Origin of the sequence: Phenylobacterium sp. (assembly GCF_031425575.1) — a bacterium.
Lineage (GTDB): Bacteria > Pseudomonadota > Alphaproteobacteria > Caulobacterales > Caulobacteraceae > Phenylobacterium.
In genome coordinates, this window is record NZ_JANPJP010000009.1 from 1 (window position 1) to 19438 (window position 19438).

At 69.8% G+C, this 19438-nt stretch carries 22 protein-coding genes; 7 read left to right on the forward strand and 15 right to left on the reverse strand.

From position 1 onward, the window contains the following. From RMO97_RS00305 to RMO97_RS00325, 5 genes are all read right to left on the reverse strand, one after another. Positions 1–245, reverse strand: a 245-nt coding sequence (locus tag RMO97_RS00305; RefSeq protein ID WP_310538574.1) for a hypothetical protein, incomplete at its 3' end; no start/stop codon positions are given. Between the two features lie 38 nt (positions 246–283). After that, positions 284–1387 (reverse strand): AraC family transcriptional regulator, encoded by a 1104-nt coding sequence (locus RMO97_RS00310; protein ID WP_310538575.1) that lies wholly within the window; start codon positions 1385–1387, stop codon positions 284–286. A 21-nt stretch (positions 1388–1408) separates the two neighbouring features. Continuing rightward, the gene (locus RMO97_RS00315; protein WP_310538576.1) at positions 1409–2341 is read right to left on the reverse strand and encodes a prephenate/arogenate dehydrogenase family protein; all 933 of its coding nucleotides are present in this window, start codon (positions 2339–2341) and stop codon (positions 1409–1411) included. Then, positions 2341–3459 (reverse strand): histidinol-phosphate transaminase, encoded by a 1119-nt coding sequence (gene hisC / locus RMO97_RS00320; RefSeq protein ID WP_310538577.1) that lies wholly within the window; start codon positions 3457–3459, stop codon positions 2341–2343. The genes RMO97_RS00315 and hisC overlap by 1 nt, the downstream gene beginning before the upstream one ends. A 32-nt stretch (positions 3460–3491) precedes the next feature. Then, positions 3492–4298 (reverse strand): chorismate mutase, encoded by an 807-nt coding sequence (locus RMO97_RS00325; protein WP_310538578.1) that lies wholly within the window; start codon positions 4296–4298, stop codon positions 3492–3494. 129 nt (positions 4299–4427) lie between these two features. Here RMO97_RS00325 and RMO97_RS00330 point away from each other — a divergent pair, with 129 nt between their 5' ends. Continuing rightward, positions 4428–5099 carry an HAD hydrolase-like protein gene (locus RMO97_RS00330; protein WP_310538579.1) on the forward strand — a complete coding sequence of 224 codons (672 nt, stop codon included), beginning with the start codon at positions 4428–4430 and terminating at the stop codon, positions 5097–5099. After that, on the forward strand, positions 5096–5653 hold the full coding sequence (locus tag RMO97_RS00335) for a methyltransferase domain-containing protein (protein ID WP_310538580.1): 558 nt from the start codon (positions 5096–5098) through the stop codon (positions 5651–5653). Before RMO97_RS00330 ends, RMO97_RS00335 begins: the two co-directional genes overlap by 4 nt. Here the strand turns inward: RMO97_RS00335 and RMO97_RS00340 are convergent. The 3 genes from RMO97_RS00340 to RMO97_RS00350 are packed head-to-tail and all read right to left on the reverse strand — an operon-like array spanning position 5631 to position 9975. Beyond that, complete coding sequence (locus RMO97_RS00340) at positions 5631–7286, reverse strand: glycosyltransferase family 4 protein (protein ID WP_310538581.1); 1656 nt, start codon at positions 7284–7286, stop codon at positions 5631–5633. The two genes, RMO97_RS00335 and RMO97_RS00340, sit on opposite strands and share 23 nt — an antisense overlap. Then, on the reverse strand, positions 7286–8947 hold the full coding sequence (gene ggt, locus RMO97_RS00345; protein ID WP_310538582.1) for a gamma-glutamyltransferase: 1662 nt from the start codon (positions 8945–8947) through the stop codon (positions 7286–7288). The genes RMO97_RS00340 and ggt overlap by 1 nt, the downstream gene beginning before the upstream one ends. Next, positions 8947–9975 carry a DUF2125 domain-containing protein gene (locus tag RMO97_RS00350; protein WP_310538583.1) on the reverse strand — a complete coding sequence of 343 codons (1029 nt, stop codon included), beginning with the start codon at positions 9973–9975 and terminating at the stop codon, positions 8947–8949. Before RMO97_RS00350 ends, ggt begins: the two co-directional genes overlap by 1 nt. Positions 9976–10009: 34 nt before the next feature. Between RMO97_RS00350 and RMO97_RS00355 the strand changes: the two genes are divergently transcribed. After that, positions 10010–10549: a gamma-glutamylcyclotransferase gene (locus RMO97_RS00355; RefSeq protein WP_310538584.1), complete on the forward strand. Its 540-nt coding sequence runs from the start codon at positions 10010–10012 to the stop codon at positions 10547–10549. On the opposite strand, the gene RMO97_RS00360 is transcribed toward RMO97_RS00355, so the two are convergent. The 4 genes from RMO97_RS00360 to ftsE are packed head-to-tail and all read right to left on the reverse strand — an operon-like array spanning position 10497 to position 13478. Continuing rightward, entirely contained in the window at positions 10497–11249 is a 753-nt protein-coding gene (locus RMO97_RS00360) for a lysophospholipid acyltransferase family protein (protein WP_310538585.1), read from the reverse strand. The genes RMO97_RS00355 and RMO97_RS00360 overlap by 53 nt on opposite strands. Before the next feature lie 2 nt (positions 11250–11251). Beyond that, a complete protein-coding gene (locus RMO97_RS00365; RefSeq protein ID WP_310538586.1) occupies positions 11252–11869 on the reverse strand; it encodes a YdcF family protein in 618 nt (205 codons plus the stop codon). Next, positions 11866–12756, reverse strand: coding sequence for an FtsX-like permease family protein (locus RMO97_RS00370; RefSeq protein ID WP_310538587.1), 891 nt, complete (start codon positions 12754–12756; stop codon positions 11866–11868). The genes RMO97_RS00365 and RMO97_RS00370 overlap by 4 nt, the downstream gene beginning before the upstream one ends. Then, positions 12753–13478 carry a cell division ATP-binding protein FtsE gene (ftsE, locus tag RMO97_RS00375; protein ID WP_310538588.1) on the reverse strand — a complete coding sequence of 242 codons (726 nt, stop codon included), beginning with the start codon at positions 13476–13478 and terminating at the stop codon, positions 12753–12755. The genes RMO97_RS00370 and ftsE overlap by 4 nt, the downstream gene beginning before the upstream one ends. A gap of 298 nt (positions 13479–13776) precedes the next feature. Here ftsE and RMO97_RS00380 point away from each other — a divergent pair, with 298 nt between their 5' ends. Genes RMO97_RS00380 through RMO97_RS00390 form a run of 3 tightly spaced genes read left to right on the forward strand, consistent with a single transcriptional unit; the run spans position 13777 to position 15781 of the window. Continuing rightward, positions 13777–14673 (forward strand): DUF3426 domain-containing protein, encoded by an 897-nt coding sequence (locus tag RMO97_RS00380; protein ID WP_310538589.1) that lies wholly within the window; start codon positions 13777–13779, stop codon positions 14671–14673. Continuing rightward, positions 14666–15187, forward strand: a complete 522-nt coding sequence (locus RMO97_RS00385; protein WP_310538590.1) for a phosphoribosyltransferase family protein — start codon at positions 14666–14668, stop codon at positions 15185–15187. Before RMO97_RS00380 ends, RMO97_RS00385 begins: the two co-directional genes overlap by 8 nt. Before the next feature lie 15 nt (positions 15188–15202). Then, positions 15203–15781 carry a CatB-related O-acetyltransferase gene (locus tag RMO97_RS00390; protein ID WP_310538591.1) on the forward strand — a complete coding sequence of 193 codons (579 nt, stop codon included), beginning with the start codon at positions 15203–15205 and terminating at the stop codon, positions 15779–15781. A 59-nt stretch (positions 15782–15840) separates the two neighbouring features. Here the strand turns inward: RMO97_RS00390 and lysA are convergent, their stop codons facing one another. Genes lysA through argH form a run of 3 tightly spaced genes read right to left on the reverse strand, consistent with a single transcriptional unit; the run spans position 15841 to position 18805 of the window. Beyond that, entirely contained in the window at positions 15841–17109 is a 1269-nt protein-coding gene (gene lysA, locus RMO97_RS00395) for a diaminopimelate decarboxylase (RefSeq protein WP_310538592.1), read from the reverse strand. Next, positions 17106–17390 (reverse strand): hypothetical protein, encoded by a 285-nt coding sequence (locus RMO97_RS00400; RefSeq protein ID WP_310538593.1) that lies wholly within the window; start codon positions 17388–17390, stop codon positions 17106–17108. The genes lysA and RMO97_RS00400 overlap by 4 nt, the downstream gene beginning before the upstream one ends. Further along, positions 17387–18805, reverse strand: coding sequence for an argininosuccinate lyase (argH, locus tag RMO97_RS00405; RefSeq protein WP_310538594.1), 1419 nt, complete (start codon positions 18803–18805; stop codon positions 17387–17389). Before argH ends, RMO97_RS00400 begins: the two co-directional genes overlap by 4 nt. Between argH and RMO97_RS00410 the strand changes: the two genes are divergently transcribed. Continuing rightward, complete coding sequence (locus RMO97_RS00410) at positions 18804–19427, forward strand: TlpA disulfide reductase family protein (RefSeq protein WP_310538595.1); 624 nt, start codon at positions 18804–18806, stop codon at positions 19425–19427. The genes argH and RMO97_RS00410 overlap by 2 nt on opposite strands. Positions 19428–19438 lie beyond the last annotated feature (11 nt).

The window sequence follows — 19438 nt, forward strand, 5'->3', positions numbered from 1 at the left end:
GCGGTCACGGCGCGGTTGGCCCGGTCCACCTTGTGACGGACCAGGAAATGCGCCGGGCCCAGGTCCGGATCGATCGCCTCGCGGCGTATGACCTCCGGGTCGAGGCCCGAGACGAAGGTGGCCGAGCACAGCTGGTGGCTGGTCAGGCCGGTGGCGACATGGGCCGCGCCGCTCAGGGCGCCGCAGCCGGCGAGGGGGGCCGCCGCCGCGATCAGCAGCAGGGGGCGCAGGTGTTGGATATTCATTGAGGAGCTCCGAAGGGTTCGGCCCCTCGTCTGCCGCCTCAGGAGGTCGCGCTCGCGCCGGTTTTGAAGTCTGGCTGGCCGATTCCGGAATCGGCGGCTCCGCGTCGGAAGTCACTGGGGGTGACACCGGTGTCGGCCCGGAAGGCGCGGTTGAAGGGTCCCAGGGAGTTGAACCCCGCGTCCAGGGCGATGGTCAGGATGGGTGTCGCATCCTGAGCCCGGTCGGCCAGGGCGGCCTTGGCCTCGGCGATCCGGTAGCCGTTCAGGTAGCTGTTGAAGTTGCGGTGGCCCAGCCCCTGATTGATCAGCCGCCGCAGCCGGTACTCCTGCACGCCCAGCATCTCGGCCAGCCGGCCGATGGTCAGGCCCTCGCGCCGATAGGCCCGGTCGAAGCTCATGGCGTGGTCCAGGGCCGCGGCCAGGCCCTGGTCGGCGAGATCAACGGAACGGGCGGGACCGGTCGCCGGACTGGCGGCCGGCGTCAGCCACCCGCTCGCCGCCACCTGCAGCAGGGCCGCGGCCACCGCCAGGGCGATGATCGCCAGCGCCAGGGCCTGGACAAGGCTGCCGACATCGGGGGTCGCTGGGCGAGGACCCAGCACATCGGACAGGGCGTTGAGGGCGATGAACCCGGCGGCGGCGGCGATCACGAACGGCCGCACGCGTCGGCGCGGCTCCACCAGGTCGGCGGGCCAGGAGGCCAAGGTCTGCCCCGCCGCCAGCAGGCCCAGGCCCAGGGACTCCAGGACGAGGAAGCCCCGCACCGCCCATGCCACCGGTGTCATCTCCGGACCCAGGGCCAGGGCCTCGAACAGGCCTACCGCGACGATCACCAGCCAAGCCGCGGCATGCCACAGCCGTGGCCGGAAACCGTCGTCGAACAGGGCGCGGGCGAACAGCCAGAAGGCCAGGTTGCCGCCGGCCGTCAGGGCCTCGATGGGAACGGCGGCGATCCCGAGCCGCCCCTCCAGGGCGCCGGCCGACGACACCGCAAAGGCCGCGGCGCTCAGGGCGAACAGGGCTCCCAGACGCGCGGCGGTCGCTCGTGGGTGATCGCGCATCAGCAGGATCGCCACCAGCACCAGCAGCAGGCAGGCGCCGCCCCGCAGCATGAGATCGAGGCTGATCAAAAGGTCCAGCATGCGCGCCCCCCGGCGGCCTGATCAGTGCTTGCCGCGGTCGCGGCCGAAGTTGGGTTCGGCGCTTTCCTGGCCTGCCGCGATGATCCCGCGGCGGATCTCGCGGGTGCGGGTGAAGAGTTCGAACAGCTTGTCGCTCTCCCCCCAGCGTATCTGCCGCGACAGGGCCTGCAGGTCCTCGGTAAAGCGGCCAAGGATCTCCAGCACCGCCTCCTTGTTGGCCACGAAGACATCGCGCCACATGGTGGGATCGGACGCCGCGATACGCGTGAAGTCGCGGAACCCCCCCGCCGAATACTTCATCACCTCGGCCTGGGTGACCTCCTCCATGTCGGCGGCGGTGCCGACGATGTTGTAGGCGATCAGGTGGGGCAGGTGGCTAGTGACGGCCAGCACCAGGTCGTGGTGCCTATCGTCCATCAATTCGACATTCGCCCCCAGCGCCCGCCAGAACTCCGAGAGCTGGCTGACCGCCTCCAGATAGGCGTCGTCCTGCCGGGGCTGCGGGGTCAGGATCACCCAGCGGCTCTGGAACAGCTCGGCGAAGCCGGCGTCGGGACCGGAGTGCTCGGTGCCGGCGATCGGGTGGCCCGGCACGATGAAGACGTTGTCGGGCAGGGCCGCGGTCAGGGCCGCGGCGACCGAACCCTTCACCGAGCCCACGTCGGTGACGATGGCGCCGGGCTTCATGGCGGGCGCGGCGGCCTTGGCGGCCTCGCCCATGGCCAGCACGGGAACGGCGAAGACCACCAGGTCGGCGTCCCTCACCGCCTGCGCGATGTCCCCGGTGACCTTGTCGGCGTAGCCCAGCTCGACGATGCGGGCGCGGTGCGCCTCGCTGAGGTCGGCGACGATGACCTCGCCGACGGCGCCGGCCTCGCGGGCCGCCAGGATCACCGAGGAACCGATCAGGCCGCAGCCGATCACCGCCATGCGGGGGAAGAGGATCTCGCCCATCAGGATTTCATGAAGGCTGTAAGCGCCTCGACCACGGCGCGGTTGTGGTCTTCCAGGCCGATTGTGATCCGCAGGTGGTCAGGCAGGCCATAGCCGCCGACCCCGCGAACGATGATCCCCTTCGACGCCAGGAACGCCTCGGCCTCCTTGGCGGTCTTGCCGGCCTTCGGGAAGCCCACCAGCACGAAGTTGGCCGCTGAGGGCACGGGCTCGAGGCCGAGCCCCCCCAGCTGCTGGATCAGATAGGGCCGCCATTGTTCCACAAGGGCGAGCGACCGGGCCTGGAAGTCGTCGTCGCCGAGCGCCGCGACGGCGGCGAGCTGGGCCGGGATATTGACGTTGAAGGGCAGGCGGATGCGGTCGAGCGCGTCGGCCATCTCCACCGGCATATAGGCCCAGCCCACCCGCAGGGCGGCCAGGCCGTGCAGCTTGGAGAAGGTGCGAGTCACCACCACGTTCTCGAACTCGCGCACCATGGACATGCCGTCCTCGAAGGCCGGGTCCGCGACGAACTCGGCATAGGCGCCGTCCAGCACCAGCACGACGCCGGGGGCCAGGCCCGCATGCAGGCGGCGGACCTCCTCGGCCCCGATCCAGGTGCCGGTGGGGTTTCCGGGGTTGGCGACGAAGACCAGGCGGGTGCGGTCGTCGACCTCGGCCAGCAGGTTGTCGACGTCGATGCGGTGGTTGATCTCCTTGGCGAACTTGACGTTGGCGCCGCAGGCCCGCGCGCCGATGGCGTAGGCCCCGAAGCCGAACTCGCCCTGGACGATGTTGTCGCCGGGTTCGAGGAAGGTCTGGTTCAACAGCTGGAAGATCTCGTCGGAGCCGCAGCCGAAGATCAGCCGCTCCGGCTCCAGGCCGTACTTCTCCGCGATAGCGGTCCGCAGGATCGTGGTGCGTCCATCCGGATACATGTGCAGCAGGTCGACCGCGCCGGCGAAGGCCGCCTTGGCGTCCGGGCTGCAGCCCAGGATGTTCTCGTTGGCCGACAGCTTGAGCGGATGTTCGACGCCCTCGACCTTGGCCTTGCCGGGCACATAGCAGGCGATGTCGAGGATGCCGGGCTTCGGCGTGGGCCGCTTGGCCTTGGCGCGGTCGAGGACGGTGTCGGACATGGGACGCTTCAAGCGGGGATGAGGCCCGCCTCTTACACGTCCAGCGGGGCGGGCGCAGCCCCGATCACCCCGGAAAGGCGCCCCGGCGCGCGGGCCAGGCGTTCGTCGCCGGCCTGGTAGAAGCCGATCAGGGCGAAAAGCTTGAGCCCGCCGACCTCGGCGATCAGGTCGCCCACCACCCCGTCGCGGCCCAGGGTCTCCTCGATGGCCGCGGCGGACCCCGGCGCGTCTGTGACCCAGAAGGTGCGGTCATCCCCCGTGGGCTCGACCTCGACCTCGGCGACGGCGAGCGCCGTCATCGGGCCCCAGGCGGCGAGGCAGGGGAGGGCGGCGAACACCTGGAGCTTGGGATCGGCCAGCAGGCGGCCCCACCAGGGGGTGTCGGACGCCAGGGCCAGAACGCCGACCCCGCCCAGGGTCTTGGCCGCGGCCAGGGCTTCTTCGGCCTTGGCGAGGGTGCGCAGGGGCGGGGCGGCGCCGAATCTGTGGCGGGCCAGCTCTACGGAGCGGGCGGGATCCTTGCCGCCCCAGACATTGATGTGGAAGGGCCCCTGGCGCGAGAGGCTGTCGCCGATCAGCTCGCGCCAGATGCGGACGACGAGGCTGGGCCTCGCCGCGGTGCGCTCCTTGGCCAGCAGGCGCCGTAGCAGGGCGGTCTCGCGGCCGGGCCGCAGGGCGAACTTGTCGCCGTCGCCGGCCGCCTGCTTGGCGGCGGCCACGTGCTTGGCCAAGCCCGCCCGCTCATCGACCAGGGCCAGCAGGTTGGCGTCGATCTCGTCCAGGCGCGCACGCACGGCGTCCAGCGACGGTGCGGCGGGCTTGGGATCGGCGTCGGCCATTTTGTCCCCCGAAAACGAAGGTTCGGCGCTTAAGTCATCGCGTGGCCGGGCGCAATAGGGCCGTCCGCCGCAATAAAGTTGCACGGGAAACCGGTTGCCGCGCAAAGGCCTCGTGGCCTAGCTGTCGATATGGCTCCGACCCTCCTGCTCGACCTAGACGGCACCCTGACCGATCCGGCCCCTGGCATCCTCGCCGGAGTGCGTGTGGCGCTGACTGGGATGGGCCGCAAGATTCCGCCCGATGACGACCTGCTCTCGATGATCGGCCCACCGATCCGCGTCTCGTTCCGGCGCCTGCTGGGCGACGATGGGAACGTGGAGGAAGGCGTGCGCCTCTACCGCGCCTATGTCGCGCAGCGCGGCCTCAAGGAGGCGGCGGTCTATCCGGGGATCCTGGAGGCGCTGGCCGAACTGCGCGAGGTCTATGCCGGACGGGTGTTCATCTGCACCGCCAAGTCCCAGCCCTTCGCGGAAGCCGTGGCTGATCACTTCGGGTTCAGCCCCTATCTGGCGGGCGTCTACGGCGCCCATCCCGACGGACAGTTCGAGGACAAGGCCGACCTCATCGCCCATATGATCACCACCCTGGGCATTGACCCGGCCAAGGCGAGCATGGTCGGCGACCGCAGCTATGACATCATCGCCGCCCGCAAGAACGGCATGTCCGCCCTTGGGGTGCTGTGGGGATACGGGTCGGAGCAGGAGCTCGTGCAGGCGGGCGCCCACGCCCTCTGCGCCGCCCCGGACGAACTGGCCGGCGGTTGCCGGGCCTTGGCCGCCACGTCATGGTCGGTCCCATGAAGCTCAATCTCGGATGCGGGTTCGACAAGCGGGACGGCTGGCTGAACGTCGACAACTTCGCCGAATGCGAGCCCGATCAGCGGCTGGATATCGAGTGCACCCCCTGGGACCTGCCCACCGACGGCTTCGACCAGGTGCTGATGAAGCACGTCCTGGAGCACGTCGGGGCCGACTTCAAGGTGTTCGCCGCGGTGATGCGGGAACTGTACCGGGTCACCGCCCCGGGCGGTCTGGTGGAGATCCACGTGCCGCATGTTCGCCACGACACCTTCTGGTCCGACCCCACCCACGTCCGGGCCTTCACGCCCCTGACCTTCAAGATGATGTCCAAGGCCCAGAACCGCATCTGGATGGACGCGCGGGCCAACTACACAATGCTGGCGGTGCTGATGGACGTGGACTTCGAGATCGTACAGGCCGTCCAGGTCTATGATCCCCACTGGCAGGCCAAGGTGCAGCGGGGTGAGCTGACCCGGGAAGACCTGCGCGAAAAAGCGGATCAGCTCTGGGGCGTGGCCCGTGAGCTGCAGGTCACCCTGCGGGCGGTGAAGTAGTCGGCGCCGACAGGCGCAGCAGTCCCATCTTGGTCAACCGTCCCACGACCACGATCATCATCGACGGCGCGCAGCTGGCCGCCCGGGCCAGGTCGCCGACGCTGGTCTCGCCCTGATCCAGGTGGGCCAGGGCGCCCGCCAAGAGGGTCTCAGGGGTGCGCCAGAGGGCGAACAGGTCCGCCAGCCGGTCGTGCCATTCCGCGCCGGGGTCGGGGCCGACCGAGACGCGGGTCGCCTCGGTGATGTGGTGGGTCGGGTAGGTTGCGAAGATCTCGAACGGGTCGGCGTGACTGGGCGAGGCTGTAGGCGTCGGGCCACTCGCGACATGGGCCTGGCGCACGGCCGTCTGTTCGGCCCACAGGGCTTCGTACTGGCCATACACCACCCGCCAGTCATAGACGTCCTGCGCGCGGCGCCGGCCGCTGTCGCCCAGGCGACGGCGGAGGTCGGGGTTGGTCACCAGTTCGCTCAGCCGGTCGGTCAGCACTTGGAAGTCCATCGAGACCGTGGTGCTGAGGCGCGACATGTAGAAGTCGTAGGTGGTGACGTCGCTCTCGTAATCGCGGGCCATCTCTGCGCCGGCCTCGCCTGAGCCTGGCGACCAGGTGGGAATGCGGAACCCGTCCAGGCTGTCGCGCACGGTGTCCTTGTAGCCGTTCCAGTCGCTGACCACGCAGGGCAGTCCCGCCGCCATCGCCTCCACAGGCGTCAGGCCGAAGGTCTCCTGCACGCTGTCGGCCAGGGAGAGGAAGATGTCCGACGCCCCCCAGACCGAGCGGTAGGCCGCGCTGTCCTGGCCATCGACGAACACCTGCCGCACATCGGGACAGATCCACGCCGCGCTTTGGCGGTACATGGCCTCGGCTGCGGGGTTGAAGAACTGTCCGGCCTGGACGAAGGCGATCTTCTTTCCGGTGCGTTCGGCGCAGGCCTGCAGGCCGCGCCACATGGCGAAGGGGTGGGCCTTTCCGGCGGGCGACAGGCGCCCGGCGAAGAGCACGGCGATCTCATCGGCTGACAGGCCCAGGGCCGCCCGTGCCGCGGCCCGATCCTGCGTCGTGGCGTCGAAATCGGCGCAATGAACCCCCAGCGGGATGACCGGTAGCATGGGCAGGACCGGCGTGATGGAGGCCCCCAGGCGCCAGGCGAGATAGTGGGCCTGCTCGCCGACGATGGCGTCGATGGTGTCGCGCGCCACTCGCGAGGTGCAGATCAGGGCGTCCCAGGGGGCGATGGGCGCCGTCAGCAGGCCCGCGATCTCCTCCATCGCGCGGGCTGAGGCGATGGTGTGGGTCAGGCCGCAGACCGCGTAGGCGTCGATCCCGGCGCGCAACCGCAGCTGGCTCGCCGCCTCGAGGCCGGGACCAGGGGTGTAGAGCAGGCCGAGTTGCCGCATGCGGGCGAACTGATGGGGCAGCACCCAGCCGACCGGGGCCTCGGGGTCCATCTGCTTGACCAGGTCCCCGAAGGCCTCGGCCGACGGACGCCGGGGTGTGTAGCCCCAGAGCGGGCGGTCCCGCCGGCCCTGGACCGCGGCGCGCAGGAAGCCGTTGCCGGCCGACTGGCGTCCCATGATCTTGGGACCCGTGACAACATAGCCGTCCGGCTCGAAGAGGATCGCTGGCGTCGGCATCAGAACCCCAGGGCCAGGCCCTCGGCCCGGGGATCGGAACCCCCGGCCAGGACCCCGGTGACAGGATCGCGCGCGATCGCCTGGGCCGCCCCGCCCCCGCCCCAGGCGCCGAAGCGGCGCAGGGTGTGGCCGCGGGCCTCCAGTTCGGTGAGGACGGCGTCGCCGACCCGCGATTCGATTTGCAGCTCGTAGGGGTTGGGCAGGGTGGAGGGGTCGGTCCCGGGCCAGACGGTCCAGCGCGGCGCCTCGATGGCCGCCTGCACGTCGAGCCTGCCGTCGATCAGGGCTACGAGGGTCTGCAGGTTCCACTGGGGCTGACCGTCGCCGCCCGGGGTGCCGCCCACCAGGACCGGGACGCCAGCGGCGTCAGCGACGGCGTAGCAGTTCAGGGTGTGCAGGGTCTTCTTGCCCGGCGCGAAGATGTTGGGATGCCCGTCCTCCAGGGAGAAGCCGCGGCCCGCGCGGTTGTTGAGCACGACACCGGTGTCGCCCGCCACCACCCCGCTACCGAAGTTGGAGGAGACCGACTGGATCAGCGAAACCATCATCCCCTGGCCGTCGGCGACGCAGAAATAGGTGGTGTCGCCGTCGACCATCTCGCCGGCGGGGACCTTGGTGGCCGCCCTGTGGGGGTCGATTTGGGCGAAGCGTTTCGCGGCCCAGGGCTTGGAGATCAGGGTCTCGAGCCGGGAGTCCCCGAAGGCCGGATCCACGGCGAAACCAAGGCGGTCCGCGTAGGCCAGCTTCACGGCCTCGGCCAGCAGGTGGATGGCCGCCGCGTCGCCTCTGGCCAGGGTCTGGCTGTCGCGGTGCTCGGCGAGGTTCAGGGCCTCCAGCAGGATCATGCCCTGGCTAGGCAGGCCGGTCTGGAAGACGGTGTGGCCGCGGTAGGTGGTGGCGATGGGCGGGGCCATGATGGTCTGATGCGCAGCCAGATCATTGGCGGAAAGCTCGCCGCCGTTCGCCGCCATGAACGCTGCGATGCGGTCGGCGGTGTCGCCTGCATAGAAGGCCTGGGGCCCCTGCGCCGCGATGGTCCGCAGGGTGCGGGCTAGGTCGGGCTGGCGTAGGATCGACCCCGCCTTCGGGGCCTCGCCACCGGGTAGGAAGACCGCCGCCGAGGCGGGATACTGGTTCAACAGGTCCGCCGAGGTGGCCATGAAGTGGGCGCCCAGCGGGGTGAGCGGGAAGCCATGTGCATAGGCGATGGCGGGCTCCGCGAGCTCCGCCAGGGGGCGCGATCCGAACTGCTCCAGGAGGGCGCCGAAGGCGTGAACCATCCCAGGGACGGCGACCGATAGCGGGCCCCGGAAGGGCATTTTCACGCCGGTGGGGCTGGGGTCGCCGTGCTTGCGCATCTGTTCGAGGGTTGCGGACCGGGGGGCGACGCCACTCCCCAGGACCGCAAGCGGCGCCTGGCCCGGCGCATGGACGATGGCGAACAGGTCGCCGCCGAGGCCGCACATCTCCGGCATGACAACCGAGGCGGTCAGCCCCCCAGAAACGGCGGCGTCCACGGCGTTGCCGCCGCGCTTCAGCACGTCGAGCGCCGCCGCCACGACGAGCGGATGGGCCGCGGCGACCATCCCGCCCTGGCCAAGCGCGGGCGACATCCGCCGCCGGGAGAAGGCGGCTGGCGCTGTGGTCGGCTGCCCCAGCATCAATAGACCCGGGGTGAGGCGCCGATCGCCACGGGGCCCAAGGTCATGCGTCCGGCCTCAAAGGTGAGGGTCGCGCGGGCCACCGAGGCTGAGTCCTCGCGGGCCGCGGCCACGGCGGCAGCGGCGAGCGCCGTCTCCGGCGGCAGGGTTCCTGTCGCGGCCATTGCGGCGAGCGCGCGGGGCGCCTGGCGCAGGGTGACGTCCATCGATCCCACCAGGCGGCCGTCATAGCCGACCCCCAGCTGGCCGGCCTGGGCGCCGATCAGGGCGTCGCCGGCGGTGACGCCGGCCTGCCGCACTTGGATCAGGCCCCCGCCGGTGCTCCAGGCCCGCATAGACTCAGGCCAGGTCTGGCCCTTGAATCCGCTCATTCGGGTGAGGATGGAATCCCAGACGATGGACACCGGCTTGTCGCCGGCCAGCTGGGCGAACAGGCCGCTGAGCTGCGCCTTGCCGTTGTCGACCTTGAACAGGATGGCGCCCTGGTCGTCGGGGCCGGGGCGCAGGTGCATCTCCACCTTGTCGGCGGCCGACAGGCCAAAGGGCTGGGCCCCGGCGCCGGGCGCGAAGGTCAGCTTGCGGCCTTCGAAGGAGACGCTGGGAGGGCGCTTGTTGAGGCCGCTGAGACTGGCGCGCAGCAACTCGCCGCGCACCTCCACCGGCCCCCCGACGGGGCGGGTCAGGGTCAGTCCCTCGGGCGCCGCCGTGAGCCAGTGGCCCAGGGAGTAGAGGAAGGCCTGCGCCTCCAGCCTGGGCGTGGCGATCGACCAGCCGCCGGGCTCGCGGATACGGGCGTCGGTGAGCACCACCTCGAGGCGGAAGGGATAGCCGCCCAGCGAGCGCTCCTTCCAGGTGACTTCGTAGCCCGCCTTGCGGAGTTGGCTGACAGCGGTGTCCATGCGGGTCGCGGCTTGGCCGCGCACCTGCAGCCAAAGGGCTGTCCATCCCGCAGCGGCGAGCAGCAGAATGATGAACGGCGCATAGAGCCAGAACCTTCGCGGTTTGCGGGTGGGTTCCGGATCGGGCACAGGGGGAGCTTCGGGGGTCTTTGAACGGCGGGCCATGTCTGTTGAGCGTTGGGTTTTCGGTTACGGGTCGTTGATGTGGCGGCCTGGTTTCTCATACGTCGAACGCCAGAGCGCCACCCTACATGGCCGCCGCCGCGCCTTCTGCATCTATTCCGTCCACCACCGCGGCACCTATGAACGCCCGGGCCTGGTCCTGGGTCTGGCCCCCGGCGGCGCGGTGCGCGGGGCGGCCTACCGGGTGGCGGAAGGCGACTGGGACGAGGTCTACGCCTATCTTCGCGAACGCGAGCAGCCCACGGAGACCTATGTGGAGAGCCGCGCCCATGTGCGGCTGGCCGACGGCCGCCGGGTGGAGACCCTGGTCTTCCTGTCCGACACCAAGCATCCGCAGTGGGCCGGCGCGCTGAGCCTGGAACGGCAGGCCGAGCTGATCGCCGGGGCCACAGGCCTGTCGGGCAGGAACGTCGACTATCTGCGAGACTTGGTGGAGCACCTTCGGGCCGAGGGCGTCCACGACGTGGTCATGGCGCGATTGTTGGCGCTGGTTGAGGCCGATAGGCGGGATCCTCACTGAGCAACTTGGCGGTGGCCGCCTCGATCCGGTGCTCCAGGGTGCGCATGAACTCGCCGCGTTTCAGGCCGGGCGGGATCGGCTGCAGATACTCAAAGACGATGGTCCCCGGTGTCAGGTTGAAGCCCTTGCGCGACCAGTGGACCCCGGCGTTGGTGGCCATCGGATAGACCGGCAGCTCCAACTCGCGATAGAGGGCCGCGATGCCGGGCTTGTAGTCGCCGGGCGCGCCGGGTTCGCCGCGGGTGCCCTCGGGGAAGATCACCAACTGGCGCGGAATCTTGAAGCGGTCCTTGGCGTCCCGGACCAGCTTGCGCAGCGCCGTGGCGTGCCCTGCGCGGTCGACACTGATCATGGTGGCCTTCATGGCGAACCAGCCGAAGAAGGGGATCATCAGCAGTTCCTTCTTGGTGACGAAACAGGCGTCCGGCAGCAGGGAGAACTGAGAGAAGACGTCGAACATCGACTGGTGCTTGGGGGCCACCAGGGCCGCGGTGGTGGGCATGAATTCGCGGCCGCGCACCTCGACCTCGATCCCGGCGATCACCTTCAGCAGCAGGCGGATGCCCCGGCTCCAGAGGCCGAAGGTCGCCGCTGTCCAGCTGCGGGGAGCGATGAGCAGGGGGGTGAGGATCACAAGGGAGACGAAGACCGACCAGGCGTAGAACACCACGGCGAAGGTCAGGGAGCGCAGCTTATGCAAGATCAGGCCTTCTTGTCTTGGGCCGGCGGGTCGCTGGGCCCCAGCTTCCGGACGGCCTCGCGACCGAGAATCGCCAGATACTTGGAATATTCCATGATCATCAAGCGGGCCCCGCCGCTGGTGCGCCACCAGCGCTTGGCGTCCACCACCTTGGTGACCACCGGATAGGGCCGCAGGTCGATGTCGGGCATGGTGGCCCGAAGCTCCAGCATGGCGCGGGGCATGTGATAGTCGGCGGTGACGACGATCAGGCTCTTGTAGCGCAGGTTGTTGGCCCAGTCGGCCGTCTCCCGGGCGTTGCCCACCGTGTCGGCGGCCGTGAAGTCCAGGTCCACGCAGCAGTCATAGAGCCGGCGGACCGCCTTGCTGACGGTGCGGATGTCCTCGCGGCTGGCCTCGGGATTGACCCCGGAGACCAGCATCCGCTGGGCCTTGCCGTCCTCCAGCAGGCTGACGGCGGCGGCCAGGCGTTCGTTGGAGCCGGCGCCGGTCAGGGCCACGATGCCGTCGGCGCGCGGCGGCGCGGGCATGGGGGTGGAGTTCTCGATACGGGCGGTGAAGGTGAGCAGGCCCACGGTCCAGATGAAGGCAGCCAGCAGGATGGCGGCGAGGCTTCTCATGTCATCTTCGCGATCAGAGATTGGGCGGTCAGGCGCGCGGCCACCGCCGCCACCAGACCGGCCGCCACCGGGCAGGGCAGGACGGCCAGCAGATCGGTCCAGACGATGGGCAGCACCGGGGTCAAGCCTTGGCCCCCTCCCATGAGGCGCAGTATCGCCCCCATGATCGCCGCGCCGCCCGCGCCAAACAAGCCCGCCAGAGCCGCCATGCGCGCAAACCGCATTTGGAACAGGCGGGCGATGAAGGTGTCCTCGGCCCCGGCCAGGTGCAGCACCTCCACCACCTCGTGCCGCGCGGTGAGGCCGGCGCGGGTGGCGAAGGCCACCACGGCGCCCGCGGCCGCCGCGATCAGGACGAACACCCCCACTCCGAACCAGCGGGCGATGCCGGCCGCGCGCTGAATGTCCTTCAGCCAGATGGAGTGGTCGTCGACAACCGCGTCCAGGCCCTGGGCCTTCAGGGCCTTGTCGAGGCTTTGGGGGGTTGCCGGCGCCTTAGGGTCGAGGTCCACGGCGACCAGGCGCGGCACCGGCAGGTCGTCCAGGTCGGCGGTGTCGCCAAGCCAAGGGGCGATGAGGGCCTCGGCCTTTTCCTTCTCCAGGGCCCGGACCTCGCCAACGCCGGGTAGGCCCGACAGAGCCTCGGCGGCGCGGGCGGCGGCGCTGTCTGGGGTCTCGGAGCCCTTGGCGCGAACGATGACGGTGGCCTGGCCGGTGAGCTGGTCGCTCCAGCCCCGGGCGGCCCGGTCGGTGGCGAGCACGGTCAGCGCCGTCAGGCAGGCCAGGAAACAAAGGGTCGCCACCACGAAGATCAGCGAGCCGTCTCGGGCGTCGGTCTCGGGAAGGAAGGCGGCGGGCTTCCAGCGACCAGGATCGAAGTCGCTCATGAGGCGCCTCCGATGGGACCCAGCTGCGTCAGGCGGCCGTCCTCCAGATGCAGGACCGGCTTGCCCGACCGCGCCACCAGATCCTGGTCGTGGGTGGCGATCAGCACGGTGGTCCCCAGGCGGTTCAGCTCCACGAACAGGCGCAGGATGCGCAGGCCCATCTCGTGATCGACGTTGCCCGTGGGTTCGTCTGCCAGCAGGATGTCGGGGCGACCCACCACCGCGCGCGCGATCGCCAGCCTCTGTTTCTCGCCGCCGGCCAGGGTCGCGGGCATGGCGTGCATGCGGCTGCGCAGACCCACCCAGGCCAGCAGTTCGGCGACGTCCTGCCGGTAACTGTCGGGCTTGCGGCCGGCGATGCGCAGGGGCAGGGCGACGTTGTCGAAGGCGCTCATGTGGTCGAGCAGCCGGAATTCCTGGAACACCACCCCGATCCGCCGGCGCAGCATCGGCTGCTGCTTGGCGGGGACCGCCGACACGTCCTGGCCAAACAGGTGCATCAGGCCCTTGGAGGGCTTGGCGGCCAGATAGATCAGCTTCAGCAGCGAGCTCTTGCCCGCCCCCGAAGCCCCGGTGAGGAAATGAAAGGAGCCGGGCTCGAGGGAAAAAGTCAGATCTTTCAACGTCTCCGGCCCGCGGCCGTAGCGCATCGATACGTCGTCGAAGGCCAGGATGGCGTCATCGGCGTCGAGCGCCTGTTCGTCATGCGGCTGTCTGGACATCGGCCTTCCCGGCTACCCTAAGCCCGGTCGATGCGCCAGCAGAACCGGCGACGACGCTCCGCAAGCGCCGCCGTCCCTGGGCCAGGCCGGCGCAGCGCTCGCCTGATGGGCGAATCTCCCGCCCGGACGATCGGCCGCTGTCAGGGATTTGGGTTTTGGCAAGGCCCGCGTGCTAGGAATCGCGATAACAGTTCGCGTCGGGCTGGCGACCGGAGGGCGAACCTCCAGAACCTCCGACCGTCCCAGGGCGGCGACGCTCCAGAACAATAGCCCCGGTTACGAGACCCGTTCCGCCGTCATGATCCTGACCTGTCCCGAGTGCGCCACCAGCTATTTCGTGGACGATCGCAAGATCGCCCCGGAGGGCCGTGCGGTGAAGTGCGCCTCCTGTGGCCACCGCTGGACGGCGCACCCCGAGGCGACCCTGGAACTGGACGTCTCGGCCGAGGAGGGCGCGGTCGCCCGCGATCCCTTCGAACCTCAGGTCGAGGAACCCGCCGCGCTGAGCGACCTGCCCGGCGCCGAACTGCCCAAGGTGATCCGCGCCAAGGTGGAGAACACCCGCAAGGTGCGCGAGGCCGCCACCCACGGCATCGTCTGGGCCGGCATGGCCGCGACGCTCGCCATCATCGTCGGCCTGGCCGTCGTGTTCCGGGTCGATGTGGTCAAGATCATGCCGGGCTCGGCCAAGGCCTATGCCCTCGCCGGGCTGCCGGTGAACACCCTTGGCCTGGTGATCGAGGGCTCGCGGGCCGAACCGGCGCTGCAGGACGGACATGCGGCCCTGTCCATCTCCGGCATGATCCGCAACGTCGAAGACCACGCCATCGTCACCCCGCCCCTGAAGATCGAGCTGCTCAACAAGGCCGGCAAGACCATCGTCACCAAGATCGCGCGCGCCGCCGACCCGGTGGTGCCGCCCGGCGAGACGCGCCACTTCGCCCTGGCGATCCTCGACCCGCCGACCTCGGCCCACGACCTGCAGATCTCGTTCGCGCCCGACACCGCCAAGTCCAAGGGCAAGAAGACCAAGGCCAAGGTCCTGGTGCCTGCCCACCCGGCGCCGGAGCATGCCCTGCGCGGCGCGGCGGAGGCCGATGCGCCCCACGCGCCCGCGGCGTCTCACGGTCCCGCGCCGGTCGAGGCCAAGCCCCTGTCGTCCGACAGTCCCTACGCCTTAGAGCCCCATGGCTGATCCGGTCGTCCTGCTGTCAGAGGAGGAGGTCGCCCGCCGGGTCGCCGCCCTGGCCGCGGAGATCGCGCCGGAGATCGACGACGACACCGTGGCGGTGTGTCTGCTGACCGGAGGCCTGTGGTTCGCCTCGGACCTGACGCGGGCCCTGTCGCGCCTGGGCCGGCATGTCCGCTTCGACGCCCTTTGGCTGGCCTCCTATGGCGACGAGCGCGCCAGCCTGGGCCGGTGCGAGGTGCGCGCCGACCTGCAGCGCCCGTTGTCGGGGCGCACCGCCTTGATCATCGACGACGTCATCGACACCGGCCTGTCGCTTTCGGAGGCCAGCCGCCTGGTCCGCGACGCCGGCGCGGCGCGCGCCTTCACCGCCGTCTTCGCCTCCAAGCCGTGGCCGACGCCCAGGGCCATCGTCCCGGACTTCGTGGCCTGGGAGGCGCCCGCCCGTTACCTGGTGGGTTATGGCATGGACGCCGCCGGCGCCCTGCGCGGGTTGCCCTATATCGGGGCGCTGGACTAGGGCTGGAGCGACGCAATGCCCCACACCGTCGAACGCACCCAGCTGGTGGGCGCCAGCGCCGTCAGCATTGGCCGCTTCACCTACGGCACTGAACACGTCTCGGCCCGCCAATGGGGCGAAGGCGCGACCCTGCGGATTGGGTCGTTCTGCTCGTTCGCCTCCTCGGTGATCATCTTCCTTGGCGGCAACCATCGCAGCGATTGGGCGACCACCTTTCCCTTCGGTCACGCCTATCCGGAGCAGTTGGGTGGAAGCGAGATCGTCGGTCACCCCCACACCAACGGCGATGTGACGATTGGCGACGACGTGTGGGTCGCCCACGGGGTGACGATCATGTCAGGCGTGACGATCGGCTCCGGGGCGGTGCTCGCGGTCAACGCCACAGTCATCAAGGACGTGGCCCCCTACCAGATTGTCGGCGGAAACCCGGCCAAGCCGATCCGGCAGCGGTTCAGTGATGAGGTTGTCGCCCTGCTGCTCGAGCTGCGCTGGTGGGAGCTGCCGGTGGAGGTGATCACAGCCATCGCGCCGGATCTCTCCAGGCCGCCCGAGGCCGCCGCCCTGAAGGACCTGATCCGGCGGGTTCGGTCCTAGAGCGCGTCAGGGTTGAGTGGAAGCCGGTTAACCCGTCCGACGCGCTCCATCTCTTTGAATTACAGCCAGTCTGGCATGGCCTCGCGGGCCAGCATGTCTTCATAGGTCGGGCGCGGGCGGATGACGGCGAACTGGTCGCCCTTCACCAGCACCTCGGGGACCAGCAGCCGACTGTTGTACTCGCTCGACATCACCGCCCCATAGGCGCCGGCGCTCATGAAGGCCACCAGGTCGCCGGCCGCCAGGCGGGGCAGGTCGCGATCGCGGGTGAAGGTGTCGCCGGTCTCGCAGATCGGACCCACCACGTCATAGGTGACCGGGTCGCCTGTACGGGGCTTCACCGGCCGGATGTCGTGATAGGCGTCGTACATGGCCGGGCGGATCAGGTCGTTCATGGCCGCGTCCAGCACCGCGAACTTCCGCCCCTCGGGCCGCTCGTGAATGTGCTGCACCCTGGACAGCAGGATCCCGGCGTTGGCGCAGATCATTCGGCCGGGCTCGAAGGCGAACTGGACGTCCAGGCCCTGCATGGTCCGTGCGATCATGGCCGCATAGTCGGCGGGGCTCGCCGGGGTCGGCATGTTGAAATAGGGCACGCCCAGGCCGCCGCCGAGGTCCAGGCGCTCGACCGCCAGGCCCTCGCCGCGCAGGCGCTCCACGAGGCCGCGCATCTTGACGAAGGCCTCCTCCAGTGGGGCCAGATGGGTGATCTGGCTGCCGATGTGGCAGGTGACGCCCACCGGCCTGAGGCCCGCGTTGTTGGAGGCCTGGGCGTAGAGCCGCTCGGCCTCGGAGAAGGAGACGCCGAACTTGTTGTCGGACTTTCCGGTGGAGATCTTGGCGTGTCCGCCGGCCGAGACGTCGGGGTTCACGCGGATGGCGATGGTGGCCCGGGTTCCCAGCGACTGGGCGACGGCCGAGGCCATGTGCATCTCGGGCTCGGACTCGACATTGATCTCGCCGACCCCGGTCTTGAGGGCGAAGGCGATCTCGGCCTCGGTCTTTCCAACCCCGGAGAAGACGATGCGCTCGCCCGGGATGCCGGCCGCCAGCGCCCGGCGGATTTCGCCCTCGGAGACCGTGTCCGCGCCCGCCCCCAGATCGCCCAGGGTGCGCAGCACCGCGACATTGGAGTTGGACTTTACGGCGAAGGCGATCAGCGGGTCGCCCAGGCCCTCGTTCACCAGGGCGTCCCGCAGCACTGTGTAATGCCGCGCCAGGGTGGCGGTGGAATAGACATAGACTGGCGTGCCGACCGCTTGCGCGATCGCGGACAGCGCAACGTCCTCGCAGGCGAGCTCGCCCCCCGACAGCTCGAAGTGGTTCATCGCGGGCGGGCGTAGGGGTCGGGGATGGCGCCCTGCGGCCCGCTGGCCATCGGGTCGTTGGTGCTCTCGATCGGCTCGGTGCGCTGGGGTGCGGGATCGGAGTTGCGGTCGCGGGGATCGACGGTGCGGATCGAGCGCATCGGCGCGGACCCGGCGTCGGCGCCGGAGCGGGCCTGGCCGATCGGGCCGGGGCGTTCCAGCTCACCCATCTTGCCGCAGCCCGAAAGCGCGGTGGCGGAGAGCGCGAGGGCCCCGATCAGCACGAGAGGGCGAAGGGTCATTTCAGCATATCCTTCCAACGCGCGACTTGAGCGCGAACCTGGTCCGGCGCGGCGCCGCCGTAGCTTTTGCGGCTCCCGGCGGAAGCCCGTGGGGTGAGAACGTCGTAGACCTCGGCGGTGATCCCTTGCGACAGGGCCTGAAGCTCCTTCAGGGGCAGGTCGGAGAGATCACAGCCAAGCTGCTCGGCCCGTTTCACCGCCGCGCCCGTCACATGGTGAGCGTCGCGGAACGGCATGTCGAGGGTGCGCACCAGCCAGTCGGCGAGGTCGGTGGCGGTGGAGAAGCCCGCGCCGGCGGCCGCCGCCATTCTGGCCGATACCGGCTCCATGTCCGCCACCATCCCCGCCATGGCGGCCAGGGACAGCTCCAGGGCGTCGAAGGCGTCGAAAGTGGGGACCTTGTCCTCCTGCATGTCCTTGGAATAGGCCAACGGCAGGCCCTTCATCACCACGGCGAGCTGGGTGAACGAGCCCATCAACCGGCCGGTCTTGGCGCGCACCAGCTCGGCGGCGTCCGGATTCTTCTTCTGCGGCATGATCGAGGAGCCGGTGGTGAAGGCGTCGGTCAGCTTGATGAAGCCGAACTGCGGCGTCATCCAGAGGACGATCTCCTCGGCCAGACGCGACAGGTGGATGGCCGCCAGCGTACCCGCCGCGAGGGCCTCCAGGGCGAAGTCGCGATCCGAAACACTGTCCAGCGAATTGGCGGTGGGGCGGTCGAAGCCAAGCGCCCGGGCCGTGGCGTCACGGTCGATGGGGAAGGGCGAGCCGGCCAGGGCGGCCGCGCCCAGGGGGCACTCGTTCATCCGGCGGCGCGCGTCGGTGAAGCGTCCGGCGTCGCGGCCGAACATCTCCACATAGGCCATCAGGTGGTGGCCGAAGGTGACGGGTTGAGCCGGCTGCAGGTGGGTGAAGCCCGGCATCAGGGTCTCGGCGTGGGCCTCGGCCTTGAGGATAAGGGCCTGCTGGAGAGCGCGCAGCTGGGCGATGGTGCGGTCGCAGGCGTCCCGGACCCACAGGCGGAAATCGACCGCCACCTGGTCGTTGCGGGAGCGGGCGGTGTGCAGGCGGCCGGCCGCCGGGCCGATCAGCTCCCGCAGCCGGGCCTCCACGTTCATGTGGATGTCTTCGAACTCGTCGCGATAGGGGAAGGTCCCGGCGGCCATCTCGGCCTCGATGGCCTGCAGCCCACCCTGGATCGCTTGCTCGTCGGCGCTTGTAATGACGCCTTGCTTGCGCAACATCGCCGCGTGCGCGCGGGACCCGGCCAGGTCCTGCGGCGCCAGACGCTTGTCGAACCCGATGGAGACGTTGATCGCCTGCATCAGTTCGGCGGGTTTCGCGCTGAACCTTCCGCCCCACATGGCCTGGCCAGATGTGGGCGCGTCAGAACCGTGAGTGGAGTCGTCGGACATGAGCCAAGCACCCGAGGAGACGTCGAAGCCCAAATCGGGCCTCCTGAAAGGCGCGTTCTGGGGCGTCGCCCTGCTGGGCGTCGCGGCGGTTGTCTACATCATGGCGCAGGCATCCATAAACCCCCGCCAGACAACCAGCCTCAAGAGTCTCGCCAAGGGCGAGATGGCCAAACTCACCTTCCCGGCCGAGGCCGGCCCCGCGCCGGCCACCAGCTTCCAGGACGCGGACGGCAAGCCGGTGCGGCTGGCCGACTTCAAGGGCAAGGTCGTGGTGGTCAATTTGTGGGCCACCTGGTGCGGCCCCTGCGTGATCGAGATGCCGACCCTGGCCAAGCTGGCGGCGGCCTATGAGGGGCAGCCGGTGGCCGTGGTGGCCGTCAGCGTCGATGGGGAGCGGGACGCCGACAAGGCGCGCATGTTCATCGCCAAGCACGCGCCCTTGGTCTTCTACCGGGATCCCAAGCTGAAGCTTCCTTACGACTTCAAGCCTGCGGCCGTCGGCATGCCCACCACCGTGATCTTCGGCAAGGACGGCGTGGAGCGCGCGCGCCTCGCCGGGGGCGCCGACTGGGCCGGCGCCGAGGCAAGGGCTGTCATCGACAAGGTCCTGGCGGAGAACTGATCCGGGCTAGC

Excerpts from the sequence above, each read along its gene's own strand:
- RMO97_RS00340 (WP_310538581.1), bottom strand. The coding sequence starts at position 7,286 with ATGCCGACGCCAGCGATCCTCTTCGAGCCGGACGGCTATGTTGTCACG.
- RMO97_RS00390 (WP_310538591.1), top strand. The coding sequence starts at position 15,203 with ATGCCCCACACCGTCGAACGCACCCAGCTGGTGGGCGCCAGCGCCGTC.
- RMO97_RS00315 (WP_310538576.1), bottom strand. The coding sequence starts at position 2,341 with ATGGGCGAGATCCTCTTCCCCCGCATGGCGGTGATCGGCTGCGGCCTG.
- RMO97_RS00410 (WP_310538595.1), top strand. The coding sequence starts at position 18,804 with ATGAGCCAAGCACCCGAGGAGACGTCGAAGCCCAAATCGGGCCTCCTG.
- RMO97_RS00380 (WP_310538589.1), top strand. The coding sequence starts at position 13,777 with ATGATCCTGACCTGTCCCGAGTGCGCCACCAGCTATTTCGTGGACGAT.
- RMO97_RS00370 (WP_310538587.1), bottom strand. The coding sequence starts at position 12,756 with ATGAGCGACTTCGATCCTGGTCGCTGGAAGCCCGCCGCCTTCCTTCCC.
- RMO97_RS00325 (WP_310538578.1), bottom strand. The coding sequence starts at position 4,298 with ATGGCCGACGCCGATCCCAAGCCCGCCGCACCGTCGCTGGACGCCGTG.
- RMO97_RS00385 (WP_310538590.1), top strand. The coding sequence starts at position 14,666 with ATGGCTGATCCGGTCGTCCTGCTGTCAGAGGAGGAGGTCGCCCGCCGG.
- ftsE (WP_310538588.1), bottom strand. The coding sequence starts at position 13,478 with ATGTCCAGACAGCCGCATGACGAACAGGCGCTCGACGCCGATGACGCC.
- RMO97_RS00355 (WP_310538584.1), top strand. The coding sequence starts at position 10,010 with ATGTCTGTTGAGCGTTGGGTTTTCGGTTACGGGTCGTTGATGTGGCGG.
- hisC (WP_310538577.1), bottom strand. The coding sequence starts at position 3,459 with ATGTCCGACACCGTCCTCGACCGCGCCAAGGCCAAGCGGCCCACGCCG.
- lysA (WP_310538592.1), bottom strand. The coding sequence starts at position 17,109 with ATGAACCACTTCGAGCTGTCGGGGGGCGAGCTCGCCTGCGAGGACGTT.
- ggt (WP_310538582.1), bottom strand. The coding sequence starts at position 8,947 with ATGCTGGGGCAGCCGACCACAGCGCCAGCCGCCTTCTCCCGGCGGCGG.
- RMO97_RS00365 (WP_310538586.1), bottom strand. The coding sequence starts at position 11,869 with ATGAGAAGCCTCGCCGCCATCCTGCTGGCTGCCTTCATCTGGACCGTG.
- argH (WP_310538594.1), bottom strand. The coding sequence starts at position 18,805 with ATGTCCGACGACTCCACTCACGGTTCTGACGCGCCCACATCTGGCCAG.
- RMO97_RS00400 (WP_310538593.1), bottom strand. The coding sequence starts at position 17,390 with ATGACCCTTCGCCCTCTCGTGCTGATCGGGGCCCTCGCGCTCTCCGCC.
- RMO97_RS00335 (WP_310538580.1), top strand. The coding sequence starts at position 5,096 with ATGAAGCTCAATCTCGGATGCGGGTTCGACAAGCGGGACGGCTGGCTG.
- RMO97_RS00330 (WP_310538579.1), top strand. The coding sequence starts at position 4,428 with ATGGCTCCGACCCTCCTGCTCGACCTAGACGGCACCCTGACCGATCCG.
- RMO97_RS00310 (WP_310538575.1), bottom strand. The coding sequence starts at position 1,387 with ATGCTGGACCTTTTGATCAGCCTCGATCTCATGCTGCGGGGCGGCGCC.